The sequence below is a fragment of the Mesorhizobium sp. B2-4-15 genome (genome assembly GCF_006658505.1).
Classification (GTDB): domain Bacteria; phylum Pseudomonadota; class Alphaproteobacteria; order Rhizobiales; family Rhizobiaceae; genus Mesorhizobium.
The window spans coordinates 40,608-59,191 of record NZ_VFUZ01000020.1 but is presented as its reverse complement, the minus strand read 5'-3'; the positions used below and the strand labels follow the sequence as shown (position 1 = coordinate 59,191).

Below are 18,584 nucleotides of genomic sequence, written 5' to 3'. Positions count from 1 at the left end.
TGACGATGGCAGCGCTTCTGTGCGCCACGGCCTTTGGTGCCGCCGGCTGCAGCGACGACAACACCGACCCGAGCACGCAGATCGGTGCGAACCCGAAACTGCCTGACATAAACCAGTATCTGTTCCCGCCGATGCATCTTGCCTCCGTGGTGGGATGGAAGAACGACGAGAAACCAACCGTAGCCCAAGGCTTGCAGATCAAGGCGCTGGCCAAGGGGCTTCAGCACCCGCGCTCGCTTTATATGCTGCCCAATGGCGACATTCTGGTCGTGGAATCCAAGGCACCGCCCGCGCCATCGATCAAACGGCCGAAGGATCTGGTGATGGGCTGGATCGAATCGCTCACGACCTCGGGCGGCGACACCGGCCCGAGCAATCGCATCACCTTATTGCGCGACGCCAATGGCGACGGCGTGCCGGAGTATCAGGGCGTATTCCTCGACCATCTGAACTCGCCATTCGGCGTCGCGCTGGTGGGCAACGATCTTTACGTCGCCGACACCGACGCGATCTTGCGTTATCCCTATCAACCGGGCGACACCAAGATCACAGCGCCGGGGACGGTGCTGACGGAGCTGCCGGGCGGACCGATCGATCACCATTGGACGAAAAGCCTGGTCGCCAGCCGCGACGGCTCGCTGCTCTATGTCGGCGTCGGTTCGAACAGCAACATCACCGAGAACGGCATCCAGGCCGAGAAGGACCGCGCCGCGATCTGGGAAGTCGACCGGGCGACGGGCCGTTCGCGTATCTTCGCCAGCGGACTGCGCAATCCCAATGGTCTGTCGCTTGAGCCTGAGAGCGGAGCGCTCTGGGCGGTCATCAACGAGCGGGACGAACTCGGTCCGAACCTGGTCCCGGATTACCTGACATCGGTGAAGGATGGTGCGTTCTATGGCTGGCCCTACAGCTATTACGGACAACATGTCGACCCGCGCGTCATGCCGCAGCGGCCGGATCTGGTTGCAAAGGCAATTCCGCCCGACTACGCGTTGAGTTCCCATGTCGCGCCGCTTGGACTGGCTTTCTACACCGGGACCAGCCTGCCGCAATCCTATCGCGGGGGCGCCTTCATCGGCGAGCACGGCAGTTGGGACCGCGCTCGCTTCAATGGGTACAAGGTTGTCTTCGTGCCGTTCAGCGGCGGTCACCCAAATGGAATAGCGCAGGACGTCGTCACGGGTTTTCTAAACGACAAGGGCGAAGCGAGAGGGCGGCCGGTTGGTGTGGCGATCGACAAGTCGGGGGCGCTGCTCATAGCGGACGATGTCGGCAATACGGTGTGGCGCGTGACGTCATCTGGTCCGTAACGGGTCTCGGTTGCCGATGAACGTTTCCTGGATTTTGTATGGAACGGATGACCATTCACGGGATTACGAAAAATCAACCCGTGAGGAGGCACGACTATGGATCACACCAATCACGTCCGGCTCAGCGCCAGCGAATTGACGCCGACAATTCTCGAAGACGCCGCTGTTTACGGTCCTGACGACGAAAAAATCGGTTCCGTCTCGCACGTCCATGGTACCGGCCCGGCAACCGAAATCGTCATCGATGTCGGCGGTTTTCTGGGCATCGGCGCCAAACCTGTCGCTGTTCCTGCCAGCCAATTGGACTTCATGCGTGACGAAGACGGAGAAGTGCACGCCGTCACGACATGGACGAAGGACCAGCTCAAAGACATGCCCGAACATCACGACCAAGGAGGCTTGATCATGACAGGCTCGCGTAACGCTGCACAAGGCACCACGAATGAGAAATCGTGCTGGGAAGGCCCGCCGGAAAACCGTCCTCGCGGATATCGTCCGGCAAAGGACGACCCCGATATCGACAGGGATGCCAGCGGCGAAAACCTGCAGGATCCCGACAAGCGGGATTTGGGCGACGCACTGAAAACGAAGGGCGATAAATAGCAAGAATACCTGACGGCACCGTTCCGGCGGGATCGGGCAAGGTCCGCCACGGTGGCGGCCGGCGGGTTTGAGTTGTCCATATCGGGCCGAGGGAGTCCTATCGCTCTTGGACTTCCCCTATGGGCGCCTTCGCTCTCCGACACTTTCAAGCTGGATCCGGCCTCTCCGGAGCCGCGACGCTTGGCCGGCAACAGCATCGGCGCATGCATTTCGTCTCGTAACATTGCCCCCGCATCACTGCCGATCAGCGCCCCGTGCATCGAAATTAAGTGTAACTCCAACCACTACGGCTCCGGATCTGTCACGGACCGTCACCCGTAATTCGTGGTGATCCCCGTCCGGTAAGGCATCGCGCGTCATGTCCACGATCGCTCGGATGGCTTCTTTCTTGGCATGATCGAAGTCGGCGCAATCGATGCCGTGCCGGTCTCGCGCCAGGTTGCCATTCTCTTCCACGTCGAAATAGAAAATTGTCATGGTGCCGCCAACGTCGGGCGTCCGGAAAAGTTCCCGTAAGCCCAAACCGGGCGTGCTCCGTCCTACACCGTCTGGGACAAGCATTTGAAGACGCGCAGATTCGAAGAATGTGGTATCTCTGACAGGGGGCGCCTTTCAGCTCCCGCCCATCCGTTGTGCCCGATCCGCATCAGCGGCCTATGCGTTCGATCGAGGCTAAAGATGATGCTTGACCCCCTTTATCTGCAGCTCGGCCAACATGACGACCTTTCCAATGAGGAAAAGACCCTCCTGGCCGGCATCATATCCACGGGTCGGGACTTCGCCGTCGGTCAGGACATCGTTGCCGCCGGATCCCGCCCCGCCTACAGCACCTTGATATTGGATGGCTTTGCGGCGCGCTACAAGGTGCTGGAGAACGGCGGACGTCAGATCACTTCATTGCAGGTGACCGGTGACTTTGTCGATCTCCATGCATTTCTCTTGAAAACCATGGATCACGGCATCATCGCCCTTTCGCCTTGCCGCGTGGCCTTTGCCGACCACGGCAAGCTGAAGATGCTTACCGAACGGGCTCCTCACCTGACGCGCCTTTTGTGGCTGGACACGCTTATTGATGGCGCGATCCATCGCGAGTGGATCGTGGCGATGGGACGACGATCCAAGACTTCGCACCTCGCTCATCTGATCTGCGAGCTCTTCGTGCGGCTGCGCGTAGTCAATCGTACTGAGGGCATGAGCTTCAGCCTGCCTCTCTCGCAAGCCGAGATGGCCGATGTGTTGGGCCTGTCTGTTGTGCACATGAACCGGGTGATCGCTTCCCTAAGGCGGCTAGAAGTCGTCGCTTGGTCAAATCACACGGTGACGATTTCGGACTGGGACCGGCTGGCAGGGATCGCCGAATTCGATCCCACCTATCTGAGCATGAACAACGAGCCAAGATAGCGTCCCGCGTGGCTCAATGTCCTGTTTTCGTGCAGGGGTGCGGCCACCGGTCTGTTCGCCTGAGAACCGCGCCCCAAGGCACTGGCGGCCCGAGGCACTGGCGGCAGCAGGATACCGGAAGAAAGACGCCTCAATACGCCCTGGACGTCCGCAAGTCATTTAGGGTGCGGGTTTTTGAGGCTCGATCCGATCGGCTTCAGTCGGCCCGCCCTGCGCTCCGCGACGGCCTCGGCGAGGGCTCGCGCGGCATTGCGCACCTCTTCTTGCACAGCCTCGTTGGCATCGAGTTCCTGATGGCTGGTCGCATACGGCTTCCAATAGCCGATATAGCGATCAAGTTCGGCATAGGCTCCCGCCGGCGAAAGTTTCATGAAGCAGAGCCAATCGGACAATGACCGTCGCACATTTTCGACACCTTCGACATCGCCGTGGACCACGACGGAAAACAGCCGGCCCGCAAGATGACGCGGGTAGTCCCAGCCGCTCATCTCGACCTTCTTTGCCTCGGTAGCGTCCTTGCCGTGCGTGAGCGTTGGGTCGGGGTTGCCTCCGTCCGCACACACAAGCCGGTCCATCATGAGCTTCACGGGCGAGGAAACCTGGTACCAATTCACTGGCGTGATGACCATGACACCGTGCGCGGCGACCCAAAGCGGATAGATGTCGTTCATCCAGTCCTGGGTCTGGCCGAGAGAATGATTGGGATAGCATGAACAAGGCCAATGGCACAGCGCCGCCGCGGTCGAGAAACATGCCTTGCAGGGGTGAATGTTGCGGCCGTATTCTGAAGCGAGACGAGACAAATCCAAAATCTCGGCGTCCAGCCGGGCTTCGTTTTGGATAGTTGACCTTGCGATTTCGGCCAACCGGAAGCTTTTCGACATTTCGCCCGGACAGGTATGCTCACTGCGCGACGATCCGTTGACGATGAGGATGGTCGGCGTTCGCGCCCTATCCTCATATCTTTCCTGGGCATTGCGAATGGCATCACGCGCGGAAAGCCATTCGACCGACAGGTCGTAACCAGGATCAGCAAATTCCGCGCCTGCCTTGCGGGTCACCGGACTCTTCCTGGACTCCCTATAGGCCTGCCAGGCGACTTCGGCGAGTTCATCGATTGCCGCCTCATGCGGTTGAAACGCCGGATCGAAAAATTGCTCCCGGTACCGCCTCTTGAATTCGACCTCGTCGAGCCGGGGACTTGGCATGCCCTTGCGGGGAACTGGCGCCTCTACAGGCTCATTGTTCATCACTTCTCCTCGACCCGCCAGGCTTGCACTTGTGGCCTGCCCAGGCGTGCGTCCCGTGTGGCTAGAAGTTTCCGTGGTCTGCTTTGTTCCCCGGGGGCCAAACGGGCGCCCGAGGTGCGTTTCACTCGTCCACCTATGCCGCCCGCTGGGCGCTGCTGGTCAGATGCGGCCCAGGACCACGAGGATAATTATGATAATCAGCAACAGCCCGAGACCGCCTCCGCCATAATAGCCGGTCCCGTAGAACGGACCGCCTCCCAGGCCGCTGAATCCGCCCAGCAATGCAAGGATCAAGATGATGATGAGAATTGTGCCCAAGCTCATGTGATAGTTCTCCAGAACAGCCCAATCGGCTACTGAACAGAAACGCGCCCTGGGTGCTTCGTGTTCCGGTGTAACTAAGCCGGCGAGCGGAAAGCACGACTCGAATCAGATCCCTGCAGGCAGCGATCAGGCCAAGACGCGTTCGAGGCCACGATGGAAATGAAGAAAATCGACGTGGCCGCGATCAAGGCGGCCATTCGCAGGTAACGCCGCAGTCGGCCAAGATGCGCGCTAGAGCCTATCCTTCGGCCTTGAAATTCTTGGCTTCCTTTTCAACCTTCTTCTTGTCACCGCCGTGCTTGCGAATGAGATCGTCAGCCTGCTTCGGCGATACGTCGGTCGTCTCCGCCAAGCGCATTGCTTCGTTTTTCTTTTCAGATGATGTCTTCTTGGCCGTGGTCATAAAAGGTCTCCTTGTCGATGTGCCTCGTTCGCAACCGGGAATGACTGTGAGCGGTCGCGCAAAGAGAGGTTGGGCTGAGAACAATAACGCGGTTTTCTGATCGAGCCGCAGGGGCCGGAATGTGCGTCCGGCGCCGCAGGAAAAGCCTACTTGCTCCAGCGGCCTTCGTACTTGAACTCCGGCGCAGCCTTTAGCTGGTCTTTGGTGGCGTCCATGGTGGCCGTCCACTTTTTGTCGTTCTCGGAGTAATTGACCTTCACAGCAGCCGGCGAAACGATCACGTAATGCTCTCCAACGCCGAGGAAGCCGCCCACCGAAACGATGTAGCCGGCAAGCGCGCCATCGGAGATGAGGAGATCCTTGATTTCCCCGACGGTCTCGTTCGCGCCATTTACGATATTAAGCCCGATCAGGTTGTAGCTCAGAATATCGGTAGGCTTTGCGGTGACATACGTTCCAGTCGTCGTAGCGGTCGCCGATTGCGCGAGGTTCGGTGTCGCCAGTGCGGACACTGCAGCCAGAGCGATCAGAATGTTACGCATAAACTTCTCCTGTTGAAGGGCCAGCCGCCGCCGATTGAACGTGGCACTTCAACAACGGTTCCGATCTCAACGATGCATTCTATTTCGCCAAGAATTTCTTCCAAGAATTTCGCGGTCAGGTTAGGTGGCGGCGGCGCTGTCGATGGCAGCTGACTGCTGCCGCGAGCAGATCAGCGCAGTCATCTGTTGGACCGCAGTCGCTCGTCGAAAACCGTCTTCGATGATTCGGGTGGAAACGATCCCCCGCCTGTTGAAGAAAACCAGCCGTGACATCCAAGTCGCCAAGCGAGGATTATATAATAATGTCAATGATTTATTAGGAGTAACCCGATGGTACCGTTGGCTGGGATCGAACCAGCGACCTCCGGATCCACAATCCGGCGCTCTAACCAGCTGAGCTACAACGGCACACTTGCCTGAGCAAACCCCTGCAGGAACCCGTCCCACTTGATCCGCTCTGTCGTTCGGCGATGCGTCCTTACGGGCTTATGGATTTTAATTCAAGGCTTTTGCAAAGCAAAGACCACTTCCCCACAGCGGCACAACGTGCACAAGGCAAAGAAAAAGGCCGGCGGGAGGAGGTGCCGGCCTTTTCCTGTTACAAGCCAGCGGGAGGAGGAGCTGGCTGGTCACCCCGGAGGTGAAGGGAGGAGGTTCCACCCGCCGGGTATTCGTTGATGGCTGCCATCATACGCTTGATCATACCGGGGGGAAATGCGACCTTTCGTTGCATCTCCCGATCATGCGTAAATATTAGGCAGCCTTAATGTCCTTCACGGCCTTCTCGAAGGCGGTCTTGATCGGCTTGGAGACGTCCTCGGCCGCCTTGGAGGCGACGGCCTGGAAGTCCTTGGCCTGCTCGACGGTCATCTCGACGCGCTGGCGCAGGAAGGCGGTCTGCAGCTCGACGACTTCCGACAGCGACTTGGCCCCAATCAGGGCTTCGAGATGCGAGAAGCCGGCTTCGGCGTTGGCGCGCAACGTGGCGATGGCCTTGAGCGACAAGTCGCTCGAAACGGTCTTGGCGGTCTCGTAGGTCGACTCCAGGGCCTTCTGGGTCTCTTCGGCGCCGGTCTTGAGCTTGGCATAGGCCTCTTTCGACTGCTCGACGCCCTTCTCGGCGAAAGCGCGCATCTGGTCGGTGGCCTTGGAAGCGTCGAAGCTCGGGAATTCAACGTTTTCGATCGTCTCGGCGGTCTTGGTCCTGGACATTTTCCATCCTTTTCAGCGGGCAGCGGCTTTGACAGAAAGCCGTCTCGTTCATGTATGATGGCAATATAAAGGCAATTTTTGTGCATTGCAATATCTTTGTTGCAGTGCACAAAAAATTGTTTTGCCCCGTTAACCAAAAGCCCAGATTCCAGCCTTTGCACGTTCTGGCTTGTGGACCTTCGCGCCTGCGGCTTTTATTAACAAAGCGTTAACTGCAAATTCGCCGCTCCGTGAGGGTCCGCCAAGCGCATGCCGTCCGAATACTCCTTCCTCGACGTCGCCGTCCTCGACGCGGTCCGCGAGCGGTTTGCCGCCGGCGACGCGATCGCGATCCTGTCGGTGGACCTGGAGCAGGTGATCTGGGCCAATGGGCCGGGCGCCGCCGTGTTCGGCTACCCCGACATCGAGGCGATCATCGGCGCCTCGGCGCGGCTGCCGCTGATCGCCCGCCGTCAGGTGATGGCGACCAGTTGCTTTCCTGAGATCGGCAACGATCGCGCCATCATGGTGCGGCTGGCAACCGGCATGACCAGCCGCGCTGTCGGCTTTCTTGCAAGTGCCGTGACGCTGCCCGATGACGAAAAGGCGATCATGCTGGTGGTGCCGGCGGGACAGACAGGCTCGCGAAGTGTTGCCGAGATCGCCAGCCGGGCGATCAGTGGCTTCACCGAAGACGGCCATTTCATCGCCTTCGTCGATGCCAAGGGCAATGTCGAGGCGGCCTCCGAAGGATTTTCGGCGCTTGGCATCCAGCCCGCGACGCTGGCGGCCCTGGTGGCCGATGTGGCTGCCGAGGGCGACCGCATCGTCAAGCGCCTGGTTCCGGGCAGCAAGACCTCCTACCCGGCCGGTCTCGCCCGGCTGACGCCGGAGCGGCATCTGCTGGTAGTGATCGACGAGGATCGGCTCGAGGACGCCGATGTCGCAGACGGAACGCCGGCGCACGAGCCTTCCGACGCGGCGACGGGTGCCCCCGCCGTACAATCCCGGCCAGATGCGGACAAGGAGCGGGCCGCGGATCCACAGGCAGAAACGGCCAGGCAGGAACCCACCCCTTCTGAAGCCATCGCCGAGGACCCTCCCAAGCCGACCGAAGTTGCAGGCCCGGCCGGACCGGTGGCGGCAAACAGCGACCAGCCGGCGAACGGCGGCACGTCTCCACAGCACGATCATTGGTATTTCCATGCGGGCGAGGACGATCATCCGCCCGAGCCCGCCACGCCGGCCCCGGAGACCGGGACCAGACAAGCCGTCGCCGGAGCTTACGAGGAAAGGAAGGGGCCGGACGACATCCAGGCCGCCTCCCCTTCCGCCCAAACCGCAACCCCAGCCGCCCGCACGATAGACCGTTCGGTGGCGCCGATGCGCTTCGTCTGGCGCACCGACGCCGAGGGCAGGTTCAGCGCGCTGTCGCCGGAATTCGCCGACATTGTCGGCAAGCAGGCCGCCGACGTGATCGGCCGGCGCTTCAGGGATGTCGCGGCGGCCTTCGGTCTTGACGCGTCGGGCGAGATCGCCGGCCTTCTGGAGCGACGCGACACCTGGTCCGGCCGCTCCGTGCTGTGGCCGGTCGTCGGCACCGACATGAAGATCCCCGTCGACCTCGCGGCTTTGCCTGTCTATGGCCGCAGCCGCGCTTTCGAAGGCTTCCGCGGCTTCGGCGTCGCGCGGACCGGCGACGCGGTCGTCGATCCGGAAGCGATCGGCATGGCACTGTTGCCCAATGGCGAGGCCGCCGCGGCGTCAAAGCCGTCAGCCGTCGAACCTGCCACCGAAGAGCCCAAGGCCGAGGAGCCGAACGCTGCGGACCCGTTCAAGGGCGAGGTGCCGGCGCTGACCATCGTGCCGAAACCGGAACGGCGCTTCGCCGACAAGGTCATCCGGCTGGCCGAACACCGGCAGCCGGCCAACGACAAGGGATTGTCGACGCTGGAACGCAGCGCCTTTCGCGAGATCGGCGAACGGCTGAAGAAGGACAGTTCGCCGGCCGAGCCTCCGCAAGCGGAAAGGCCTGGCTCGGATGAACCGGCGGCCAAGATGCCCGCTGAACCCCCGGCCGAAATAGCAGATGTCCCGACGCCGGAGACCGAAGCGCCGACCATGGACGCAGGCGAGGTTGCGTCGAAACCCGATACAGAACCGGCCGAGCCATCCGAGACCGATGCCGGGGATCAAGAGGACTTGGCACGGCTTGACGGTGCGCGGCCAGACGAAGCGACGGATCGGAAGCCCGCCAGCAGCTTGCCCAATCAAGCAGGCTCGCTGCTTGACTATGCCGGCCGGGGTGACGAAGCCGGTCCTGTCGCCGATAACAGCGATCAGCCACCGGTTGCCGATCCGGCGGCGGAACCTAAAATCTCCGAGGCCCTCGCGACCGGCGGCGGACCGATCGCTGCCAAGGCCGAGGCTGTCGATGATGACAGCATGACCTCGGATGATTTTCGCGATGCCGAGGACAATGAGGATTGGAAAAACGGCGAGGAAGCCGCCTCACCCGACGAGCAGGCCGTTGCGCCCGCCGCCGGTGCAACCGACGGCGCAAGCGGCGCTGCGGACAATGCGATGGAACGGCCACGCTTGCAGGTGCCGCCACTCAAAGCCAGCGGGTTCTTGCCGTCCGCCTTTTCCGTCGGAGATGACAACAAGGCTCCCGATACCTTGCTGCTCGGTAAGCTGCCGGTGCCCCTGCTCATCCATTCGGGCGACCAGTTGCACTATGCCAACGAGGAGTTCCTGAACCTGACCGGTTACGCCGCGCTCGAGGACCTTGAGGATGCCGGCGGCCTGGGCGCGCTGTTTGCCGATCCCTATGCGGATGACGGCGCCTCCGACGGCAGTGACCATGCGCTCCGGCTGAGGACGCGCGACGGACACGAATTCCCGATCGACGCCATCCTGCGCTCGGTTCCCTGGCGCGACGGCAAGGCACTGATGCTGGTCGTGCGCCGTTCCGGCGAGGACGAGGCGCCGGCGGCCCTGCACGTGGTCGGCGAGCAACAGACGCAGCCCGACATTTCCGAGCTCAAGGCACGCATCGCCGAGATGCGCACCATCATCGACACCGCCACCGACGGCGTCGTGCTGATCGGCAGTGACGGCACCATCCGCTCGATCAGCCGCCCGGCCGAGGCGCTGTTCGGCTTCGACAGCGACGAGGTGACCGGCAAGCCGTTCGCCTCGCTGTTTGCAATCGAAAGCCAGCGCGCGGCGCGCGACTATCTGAGCGGACTGTCCGAGCCCGGCGTGGCGAGCGTCTTGAATGACGGCCGCGAGGTGATCGGACGCGAAGCGCAGGGCCGCTTCATCCCGCTGTTCATGACCATCGGCCGGCTGCCCAACGACAGCGGCTTCTGTGCCGTGGTGCGCGACATCACGCAGTGGAAGCGGGCCGAAGAGGATCTCACCCAAGCGCGTGCGGTGGCCGAGCGCGCCTCCTCGCAGAAGACCGACTTCCTCGCCCGCATCAGCCACGAGATCCGCACGCCGCTCAACGCCATCATCGGCTTTTCAGAACTGATGGTCGACGAGAAGTTCGGGCCGGTCGCCAATGACCGCTACCGCGACTATCTGCGCGACATCAACCGCTCGGGCAACCATGTGCTTGATCTGGTCAACGACCTCCTGGATATCTCCAAGATCGAGGCCGGCCAGCAGGAGATGGCCTACGAGGCCGTTTCGCTCAACGACACGCTGGCCGAGACGGTGGCTATGATGCAGCCGCAGGCCAACCGCGAACGCGTCATCATCCGCTCCAGCTTCGCCTCGCGGCTGCCGGAAGTGGTGGCGGACCTGCGCAGCGTGCGCCAGATCGCGCTCAACATCTTGTCGAACGCCATCCGCTACACTCAGGCTGGCGGCCAGGTGATCGTCTCGACCGCCTACGAGACCTCGGGCGACGTCGTGATGCGGGTGCGCGACACCGGCATCGGCATGAGCCCGGCCGAGATCGAGCAGGCGCTGAAACCGTTCAAGCAGATCAACGCCCTGAAGCGCGGCCGCGGCGACGGCACCGGCCTTGGCCTGCCGCTGACCAAGGCAATGGTGGAAGCAAACCGCGCCCGCTTCACCATCAATTCGACGCCTGGCGAAGGCACGCTGGTGGAGGTCGCTTTTCCCTCCACCCGGGTGCTCGCGGAATAGCAAAGTCCAAAAGAAAAAGGCGCCCTGGAGGACGCCTTAAAGATTGGATTGCTGTCACAACGGGGCTTGAGCGAATTCAGTCCTCCGGGGGCCGAGGAACGGGATTTCTCCCTCAAGTTACGTGCGACTATCGGCGTCGGGCCTTAACAAGTCCTTACCGGCGCCGCGGAAAATTTACGAATGTGTACCACTCGTGAAATCTAGGTAAATTCGCACGCCATATTTCATTAACCATGCCGGCTGGGCTCATTCGGCAAGCTGAGGCAGGTTCCTGAACAGTTCCAGCGCTTCCGGGTTGGCGAGCGCTTCCTTGTTCTTGATGGCGCGGCCATGCACCACGTCGCGCACGGCGAGTTCGGTGATCTTGCCCGACTTGGTGCGCGGAATGTCTGTGACGGCGACGATCCTGGCCGGGACATGGCGAGGGCTCGCGCCGCCGCGGATCTTGGCGCGGATGCGTTTTTCCAGGTCTTCGTCCAGTTGCACGCCGGCGGCCAGCCGCACGAACAGCACGACGCGCACGTCATTGTCGAAATCCTGGCCGATGCACAGCGCCTCCAGGATCTCCGGCATCTGCTCGACCTGGTTGTAGATCTCGGCCGTGCCGATGCGCACGCCGCCCGGATTGAGCGTGGCATCCGAGCGGCCATGGATGATCATGCCGCCATGCGCCGTCCATTCGGCGAAATCGCCATGGCACCAGACATTGTCGAAACGCTCGAAATAGGCCGCCTGGTATTTCTTGCCGTCGGGGTCGTTCCAGAAGCCGATCGGCATGGACGGGAACGCCTTGGTGCAGACCAGTTCGCCCTTCTCCTGCCTGACCGGCTTGCCGTCGTCATTCCAGACGTCGACGGCGAGGCCAAGGCCCGGCCCCTGGATCTCGCCGGTCCAGACCGGCTGGGTCGGTACGCCGAGCACGAAGCAGGAGACGATGTCGGTGCCGCCGGAAACCGAAGCCAGATGCACGTCCTTCTTGATGCCGTCGTAGACGAAGCGGAAATCCTCGGGCGACAGCGGCGAACCGGTGGAAGAGATGCTGCGCACGCTCAACAGATCATGGCTGCGGATCGGCTTGAGGCCGGCCTTGCGCACCGAATCGATGAATTTGGCCGAGGTGCCGAAAAAGGTCATCTTCTCGGCATCGGCGAAGTCGAACAGAACGTTGCCGTCGGGATAGAAGGGCGAGCCGTCATAGAGCAGCAGCGTCGCACCGGAAGCGAGGCCCGACACCAGCCAGTTCCACATCATCCAGCCGCAGGTGGTGAAGTAGAAGAAGCGGTCGCCATCCAAGAGACCGGCATGCAGGCGGTGTTCCTTGACATGCTGGATCAGCGTGCCGCCTGCCGAATGGACGATGCATTTGGGAATGCCGGTGGTTCCCGACGAGAACAGGATGTAGAGCGGATGCGAAAACGGCAGCCGCTCGAAGGTGACGGCCTTGGCGGCGAAGGGCGACAGCGCCTCTTCCATCGCCACGGCCTTGTCGATGGTGTCGGCCACGTCGGCCGAGGTGCCGAGATAGTCGACGAGCAGAACCTTGCGGACACTGGCGAGCTTGGCCGCGACCGCCGCGACCTTGTCGGCGACCTCGATCGCCTTGCCATTGTACCAGTAGCCGTCCGGCGCGATGAAGAGCACAGGCTCGATCTGGCCGAAGCGGTCGAGCACGCCCTGCTCGCCGAAATCAGGGGAACAGGATGACCACACCGCGCCGATCGAGGCCGCGGCCAGCATGGCGGCGACGGTTTCGGGCATGTTGGGCATCATCGCGGCGATGCGGTCGCCCTTCTTTACCTTGAGCGAGACGAAAAGCTGCTGCAGGCGCGAGACCAGGCCATGCAGTTCGCTCCAGGACAGCCGCCGCTCGACCTTGTCCTCCCCGCGAAAGACGATCGCCTCGGCCGCGCCGGTCGTCTTCAAAAGGTTCTCGGCGAAATTCAGCGACGCATCGGGGAAGAAGGCGGCGCCAGGCATCCTGTCGCCATCGACAAGTATGCGTTCGTCCCCACCGGTGCCCTTGTTGCCAACGACTCCGCAGAAGTCCCAGACCAGGCTCCAGAATGCCTCGCGGTTCTCGACCGACCAGCCGTGAAGGTCGGCATAGGAGGCGAATGCGGTGCCGGCTTTCGCCTCCGCGGCCTTCATGAAAGCAGTCAATGGCGAAGCGTCAATCTGGTCTTGCGTCGGGGTCCAGAGCGGTACTTCGGCAGCCATGATCGATCCTCCCAGGGTCGTCATCGCTTATGCATATCGCAGCGCAGCAGAGCAAGATTTTGTTCGGCTGATACCGCTAGGTGTGCGCAAATGCCATCGCCGGGCCATAAAGACTTGAAATGCGTCAGCCCTAAGTCGTAGTGACGACGGGAAGTCGTGGTGACGACGGGGAGTCGTGGTGACGACAGGAGTCGTGGTGACGACAGGGGTTACACCCGTCGGATGATTTTATCGGAATGGAAGCATACGGGGCGATATGCCATCATCCTTGATCCGCCGTGGAGTATGGGCGATCGGCGCTGCCGTGATCGTCATCGCTCTGGTGGTCGCCGCCCTGCCGCTGATCGCCTCGACGCGCATCGTGCGCGACCGCATCGCCTGGGAGATGAGCGCCTGGAGTGGATTCCGGGTTGCCATTGACGGCTCACCGCGCATCGAGGTCTGGCCGAAATTCCGCGCGATCCTGACCGATGTGACGCTGTCAAAGTGGACGGACACCGATGCGCCGCCAGTCGTCGAGGCCGAACGGGTCGAGGTCGACCTCTCGGCCATGGCGGCGTTGCAGGGCGATGTGGCGTTCTCCACGGCGCGGCTGGTGCGGCCGACGATCCGGGTCCAGCGCACGGAAAACGGCCTGTTCCTGCCCACAGCACCGACCGGCGGCCGCATCGCGCGCTCCATCGACACCGCCCGCGGCGTCGTCAATGCCAACCCCGCCAAGCCTGACCTCGACAAGCTGCCGGCCGATGCCTTCGGCACGGTGGAGTTCAGGGATGGGCGCATGGTGGCTTCGGTCAACGGCAAGGACGTGGAAATCCTGAGCAGCCTTAATGGCCAGGCCAGCTGGGCGGCGATGAACAGCAACGCGACACTGTCGGCAACCGGGATCTGGCGCGGCGAAAGCGTGACCGTGGATGCCGCTTCGCCGAAGCCGCTGGTGCTGTTTGCCGGCGGCACGGCGCCGCTCACCTTGTCTTTCAAGGCCGCGCCCGCCACCTTCTCCTTCGACGGCATGGCCAGCATGTCCGAGAACGGCTATTTCGACGGCCAGGTGAAGTTCGCAGCACCCTCGCTGCGCCGCGTGCTGGAATGGTCGCAGGCTGGCATCGCGCCAAGCGCGGCGATCGGCTCCGTCAGCATTTCGAGCAAGGTCACGGCGTCGGCCGGACGCGTCAAGTTCGAAAATACCGCGCTGGCGCTGGACAACAATCCCGGTATGGGCGCGCTGGACCTGTCGCTTGGCGATGCACAGCCGGTGATCTCCGGCACACTCGCCTTCGACACGCTCGATCTCAGATCATTCCTGTCCGCCTTCACGCCGCTGGGGCCGGCGAGCGGAGCTGGACCTAGTGATGCCGACACGAGTTTTGCCGACCGGGTCAACCTCGATCTCAGGCTCTCGGCCGCACATGCCACAGCCGGCAGCATCCAGCTTGCCGATGTGGCCGCCACCGCCCAGGTCAAGGATGGTCTTTCCGTCTTCGACATTTCCGATGCCTCGGCCTTTGGCGGCAACATCCAGAGCAGCCTTCGTTTCGACCGCAAGCCCGAAGGCACCCAGGTCGAGATCCGGCTGCTTGCTTCCGATGTCGATGGCGGCGCGTTCGGCACGGCGGCCGGGATGACCCGGCTGGTTCCGGTCGGCACGGGCACCGTTTCGGTCATCCTCAAGGGACCGGGCAGGACCTGGGATTCCATCTTCGAAAACGCCGACGGCTCGGTGACGGCGACCTTCGGCCCCGGCGCGCTCAGCAAATTCAACCTGCCGGCCTTTCTCAAGCATACCGAACAGGGCGGCTTCTTCGCGCTGGACGACGTCTCGGACGGGACGCTGCCGATCGACGGCGCCGAAGTGAAGGCAACCATTTCGAGAGGCGTGGCGAGGCTGGACAAGGCCGAGGCCAATTCGGCGAAATACAAGATCTGGCTTTCCGGCATCGCCTCCTATGCGGGGCGCGGGCTGGCGTTGTCCGGCGGCGTCATCCAGCCTGACCAGGCGGCGCAGAAGAACGGCCAGCAGGGGCCGAACCAGTCGTCCTTCTTCGTCGGCGGAACGTGGAGCACCCCGTTCATTTCACCGATAAGCCGTGGCGTCTCTGGCGAATAGGACAATTCCAGGAAACGTGCGAAGCGGGTTTCCTGGAATTGCGTCAAAACAAAAAAGTCGGAGCGGTTCGCTGTTTCCATGAAACGGTGAACGGCTCCAGCCTCGGCTTCCGTCTCCCTCACCCGCGCTGCGCGGCCCGCTCGTCGAGCTGGCGCTGCACCTCACGCCGCTTGTTGGCGATCGAGGCGATGATGACGCCGACCGCGACGACGGCGATCAGGATCGTGCAGGCGGCATTGATCTCCGGCGTCACGCCGAGGCGGACCTGGCTGTAGATCTTCATCGGCAGCGTGGTGGCGCCCGGCCCGGAGGTGAAGCTGGCGATAACCAGATCATCGAGCGACAGCGTAAAGGCCAGCATCCAGCCGGAGACGATCGCGGGCATGATGACCGGCAGCGTGATCTGGAAGAAGGTCTTCGCCGGCGTGGCGCCGAGATCCATCGCCGCCTCCTCCAGCGAACGGTCGAAGGAAACCAGGCGCGATTGCACGACGACCGCCACGAAGCACATTGTGAGCGTGATGTGGGCCAGCGTCACCGTGAGGAAACCGCGATCGAGACCGACGGCAACGAAGAGCAGCAGCAGCGACAGGCCGGTGATCACCTCCGGCATGACGAGCGGCGCGAAGACCATACCGGAAAACAGTACCCTGCCCCTGAACCGCGTGTAGCGCGTCAAGGTCAGTGCCGCCAGCGTGCCGAGCACGGTCGCCACCGTCGCCGAAATGACACCGACGCGCGCCGTGACCCAGGTGGCATCCATCAGGCCCTGATTGTGGAACAGCGACACGTACCATTTGGTCGAGAAGCCGCCCCAGACGGTGACGAGCTTGGATTCGTTGAAGGAGAAGACGATGAGCAGCACGATCGGCAGGTACAGGAAGGCAAAGCCAAGCACGATCGAGGTGACGTTGAAGCGGCTCCAGGTGGCGTTCATTTATCCTGCTCCTGGGCACGCGCCTGCGCTCGTTGGAAAAGCATGATCGGCACGGTCAGCAGCAACAGCAGAATGACGGCGACGGCCGAAGATACCGGCCAGTCACGGTTGGCGAAGAACTCGTTCCACAAGGTCTTGCCGATCATCAGCGTCTGCGACCCGCCAAGCAGGTCGGGAATGACGAACTCGCCGACAGCGGGGATGAACACCAGCAGGCAGCCGGCGATGACGCCCGGCAATGAAAGCGGGAAGGTGATCTTCCAGAAGGCTGATGTCGGCGGGCAGCCGAGATCCTTGGCCGCCTCGATCAGCGAATAGTCCATCTTTTCCAGCGACGAATAGAGCGGCAGCACCATGAACGGCAGATAGGAATAGACGATGCCGATGAAGATCGCCGTGTAAGTGTTGAGGATCACCAGCGGCTGGTTGATGATGTGCAGGGACAAGAGCAGCTGGTTGAGCAGGCCTTCGGGCTTCAGGATGCCGATCCAGGCGTAGACGCGGATCAGGAACGACGTCCAGAACGGCAGGATGACCAGCATCAGCAATGTCGGGCGGATGGTGGCCGGCGCACGCGCCATGCCGTAGGCGATGGGATAGCCGACCAGCAGCGTCAGCACGGTCGAAATGGCGGCGATGATCAGGCTGGTGACATAGGCCTTGAAATAGAGCGCGTCCTGCGTCAGCCAGACATAATTGTCGAAGTTCAGGTCACGGAACCCGGCGAAGAAGCCGGAAACGCCGTCGCTGAAGTCGAGCACGGGCGTGTAGGGCGGCATGGCGATCGCCGTCTGCGACAGCGAAATCTTGAAGACGATGACGAAGGGGATGAGGAAGAAGAACAGCAGCCAGAGATAGGGGACGATGATGACGAGCCGGTTGACGAAACCGGCGGCCAGCCGTGCCCCGAAAGGCTGGCCGGCGGCGGATGGCGTGGCGGCGTTGGTGACAGCGATGTTGGACATATCAGCCCCTACCGTGTCAGGACGACGCCGGCGTCGGGCCGGAAGGACACCCAGGCGCGGTCGTTCCAGGTCAGCGGATCCTCGCTCACGCGCGCCGCGTTCAAGGCGCTTGCCCGCACGAGCTGCCCGTCATCCAGCCTGACGTGATAGACGGTCATGTCGCCGAGATAGGCGATGTCGTAGACTTCGCCCTCCAATGCGTTGAGGGCGTCGGCCGGCTTCTTCGACGACACCCTGATCTTCTCAGGTCTGATGGCGAAGATGATGTCGGCGCCTGTCGCGGCGGCGGCGCCATTCTCGACGACGATCTGGGCTCCGGTCGTGCCGGTGATGCGTGTTGTCTTGTCGGTCCGCTCGGCAACCTTGCCTTCGAACATGTTCACGTTGCCAACGAAATGCGCCACGAAGCGCGACGTCGGGGCCTCGTAAACCTCCGCCGGCGTCGCGACCTGCATCACTTCGCCCTTGTCCATGATGGCGATGCGGTCGGCCATGGTCATCGCTTCTTCCTGGTCGTGGGTGACGACGACGAAGGTCAGGCCAAGCTCCTGCTGCAAGTCCATCAGTTCGAACTGGGTTTCCTCGCGCAACTTCTTGTCGAGAGCGCCGAGCGGCTCGTCGAGCAGCAGCACCTTCGGCCGCTTGGCGACCGAGCGGGCGAGCGCGACGCGCTGGCGCTGGCCACCGGAGAGCTGGTGCGGCTTGCGCTTGGCGAACTGCTCGAGCTTGACCAGCTTCAGCATCTCGGCGACGCGCTTTTCGATATCGGCCTTCGGCATGCCCTCCTGCTTCAGGCCAAAGGCAATGTTGTTCTCCACCGTCATGTGCGGGAACAGGGCATAGGACTGGAACATCATGTTGACCGGTCGGCGATAGGGCGGAATGCCGCGCAGATCCTGACCATCGAGCAGGATGCGGCCGGCCGAGGGTTCCTCGAAACCGGCAAGCATCCTGAGCAACGTCGACTTTCCGCAACCCGACGCGCCGAGCAGGGCGAAAAATTCGCGCTCGAAAATGGTCAGTGACAAATTGTTGACGGCGGTGAAGTCACCGAACTTCTTGGTGACGTTGTCGAACTGGATGTATGGCTTGGCGCTCGGGTCGTTCCATGGCGCGAAATCCCTGCGGATGCTGCCAAGCGATTTCATTTCCAACTCCGTGCTTCAAAATTCC

General features: G+C 62.2%; 15 protein-coding genes, 1 tRNA gene and 1 pseudogene. 6 read left to right on the top strand and 11 right to left on the bottom strand.

Features of this window, described 5'->3' with window-relative positions; genetic code table 11:
• Positions 1-5: 5 nt before the first annotated feature.
• The 3 genes and pseudogenes from FJ930_RS21970 to FJ930_RS21960 all read left to right on the top strand — a co-directional run bounded on the left by FJ930_RS21970 (position 6) and on the right by FJ930_RS21960 (position 1,913).
• Entirely contained in the window at positions 6-1,310 is a 1,305-nt protein-coding gene (locus tag FJ930_RS21970; protein ID WP_246676991.1) for a sorbosone dehydrogenase family protein, read from the top strand.
• Positions 1,311-1,406: 96 nt separating this feature from the next.
• Positions 1,407-1,697 (top strand): annotated as a pseudogene (locus tag FJ930_RS21965) (PRC-barrel domain-containing protein); the annotation flags it as partial.
• A 12-nt stretch (positions 1,698-1,709) separates the two neighbouring features.
• Complete coding sequence (locus FJ930_RS21960; protein WP_181763448.1) at positions 1,710-1,913, top strand: hypothetical protein; 204 nt, start codon at positions 1,710-1,712, stop codon at positions 1,911-1,913.
• Positions 1,914-2,147: 234 nt separating this feature from the next.
• Here FJ930_RS21960 and FJ930_RS21955 read toward each other — a convergent pair whose 3' ends face one another.
• Positions 2,148-2,390, bottom strand: coding sequence for a hypothetical protein (locus tag FJ930_RS21955; RefSeq protein ID WP_141840069.1), 243 nt, complete (start codon positions 2,388-2,390; stop codon positions 2,148-2,150).
• A gap of 204 nt (positions 2,391-2,594) precedes the next feature.
• Between FJ930_RS21955 and FJ930_RS21950 the strand changes: the two genes are divergently transcribed.
• A complete protein-coding gene (locus FJ930_RS21950) occupies positions 2,595-3,314 on the top strand; it encodes a Crp/Fnr family transcriptional regulator (protein WP_141840116.1) in 720 nt (239 codons plus the stop codon).
• 155 nt (positions 3,315-3,469) lie between these two features.
• Here FJ930_RS21950 and FJ930_RS21945 read toward each other — a convergent pair whose 3' ends face one another.
• The 6 genes from FJ930_RS21945 to FJ930_RS21925 form a co-directional block, all read right to left on the bottom strand.
• On the bottom strand, positions 3,470-4,564 hold the full coding sequence (locus tag FJ930_RS21945) for a flavodoxin family protein (RefSeq protein WP_181763445.1): 1,095 nt from the start codon (positions 4,562-4,564) through the stop codon (positions 3,470-3,472).
• Positions 4,565-4,723: 159 nt separating this feature from the next.
• Entirely contained in the window at positions 4,724-4,888 is a 165-nt protein-coding gene (locus FJ930_RS21940; RefSeq protein WP_140610360.1) for a DUF3309 family protein, read from the bottom strand.
• Positions 4,889-5,126: 238 nt separating this feature from the next.
• Positions 5,127-5,291: a hypothetical protein gene (locus FJ930_RS30155; RefSeq protein WP_181176442.1), complete on the bottom strand. Its 165-nt coding sequence runs from the start codon at positions 5,289-5,291 to the stop codon at positions 5,127-5,129.
• 146 nt (positions 5,292-5,437) lie between these two features.
• Positions 5,438-5,833, bottom strand: coding sequence for a PRC-barrel domain-containing protein (locus FJ930_RS21935; RefSeq protein ID WP_141840068.1), 396 nt, complete (start codon positions 5,831-5,833; stop codon positions 5,438-5,440).
• Positions 5,834-6,164: 331 nt separating this feature from the next.
• Positions 6,165-6,241: transfer RNA gene (locus tag FJ930_RS21930), tRNA-His, on the bottom strand.
• A 345-nt stretch (positions 6,242-6,586) separates the two neighbouring features.
• Positions 6,587-7,045 carry a phasin gene (locus FJ930_RS21925; RefSeq protein WP_140744803.1) on the bottom strand — a complete coding sequence of 153 codons (459 nt, stop codon included), beginning with the start codon at positions 7,043-7,045 and terminating at the stop codon, positions 6,587-6,589.
• A 249-nt stretch (positions 7,046-7,294) separates the two neighbouring features.
• Here FJ930_RS21925 and FJ930_RS21920 point away from each other — a divergent pair, with 249 nt between their 5' ends.
• The gene (locus tag FJ930_RS21920; protein WP_141840067.1) at positions 7,295-11,185 is read left to right on the top strand and encodes a PAS domain S-box protein; all 3,891 of its coding nucleotides are present in this window, start codon (positions 7,295-7,297) and stop codon (positions 11,183-11,185) included.
• A gap of 246 nt (positions 11,186-11,431) precedes the next feature.
• Here the strand turns inward: FJ930_RS21920 and FJ930_RS21915 are convergent, their stop codons facing one another.
• Entirely contained in the window at positions 11,432-13,402 is a 1,971-nt protein-coding gene (locus FJ930_RS21915) for an acetoacetate--CoA ligase (RefSeq protein ID WP_141840066.1), read from the bottom strand.
• 256 nt (positions 13,403-13,658) lie between these two features.
• Here FJ930_RS21915 and FJ930_RS21910 point away from each other — a divergent pair, with 256 nt between their 5' ends.
• Positions 13,659-15,509: an AsmA family protein gene (locus FJ930_RS21910; protein WP_140744800.1), complete on the top strand. Its 1,851-nt coding sequence runs from the start codon at positions 13,659-13,661 to the stop codon at positions 15,507-15,509.
• Positions 15,510-15,627: 118 nt separating this feature from the next.
• On the opposite strand, the gene FJ930_RS21905 is transcribed toward FJ930_RS21910, so the two are convergent.
• The 3 genes from FJ930_RS21905 to FJ930_RS21895 are packed head-to-tail and all read right to left on the bottom strand — an operon-like array spanning position 15,628 to position 18,559.
• Complete coding sequence (locus FJ930_RS21905) at positions 15,628-16,446, bottom strand: ABC transporter permease subunit (protein ID WP_140744799.1); 819 nt, start codon at positions 16,444-16,446, stop codon at positions 15,628-15,630.
• The gene (locus FJ930_RS21900) at positions 16,443-17,411 is read right to left on the bottom strand and encodes an ABC transporter permease subunit (protein WP_141840065.1); all 969 of its coding nucleotides are present in this window, start codon (positions 17,409-17,411) and stop codon (positions 16,443-16,445) included. The genes FJ930_RS21905 and FJ930_RS21900 overlap by 4 nt, the downstream gene beginning before the upstream one ends.
• An 8-nt stretch (positions 17,412-17,419) precedes the next feature.
• Positions 17,420-18,559 carry an ABC transporter ATP-binding protein gene (locus FJ930_RS21895; RefSeq protein WP_141840064.1) on the bottom strand — a complete coding sequence of 380 codons (1,140 nt, stop codon included), beginning with the start codon at positions 18,557-18,559 and terminating at the stop codon, positions 17,420-17,422.
• Positions 18,560-18,584: the final 25 nt, after the last annotated feature.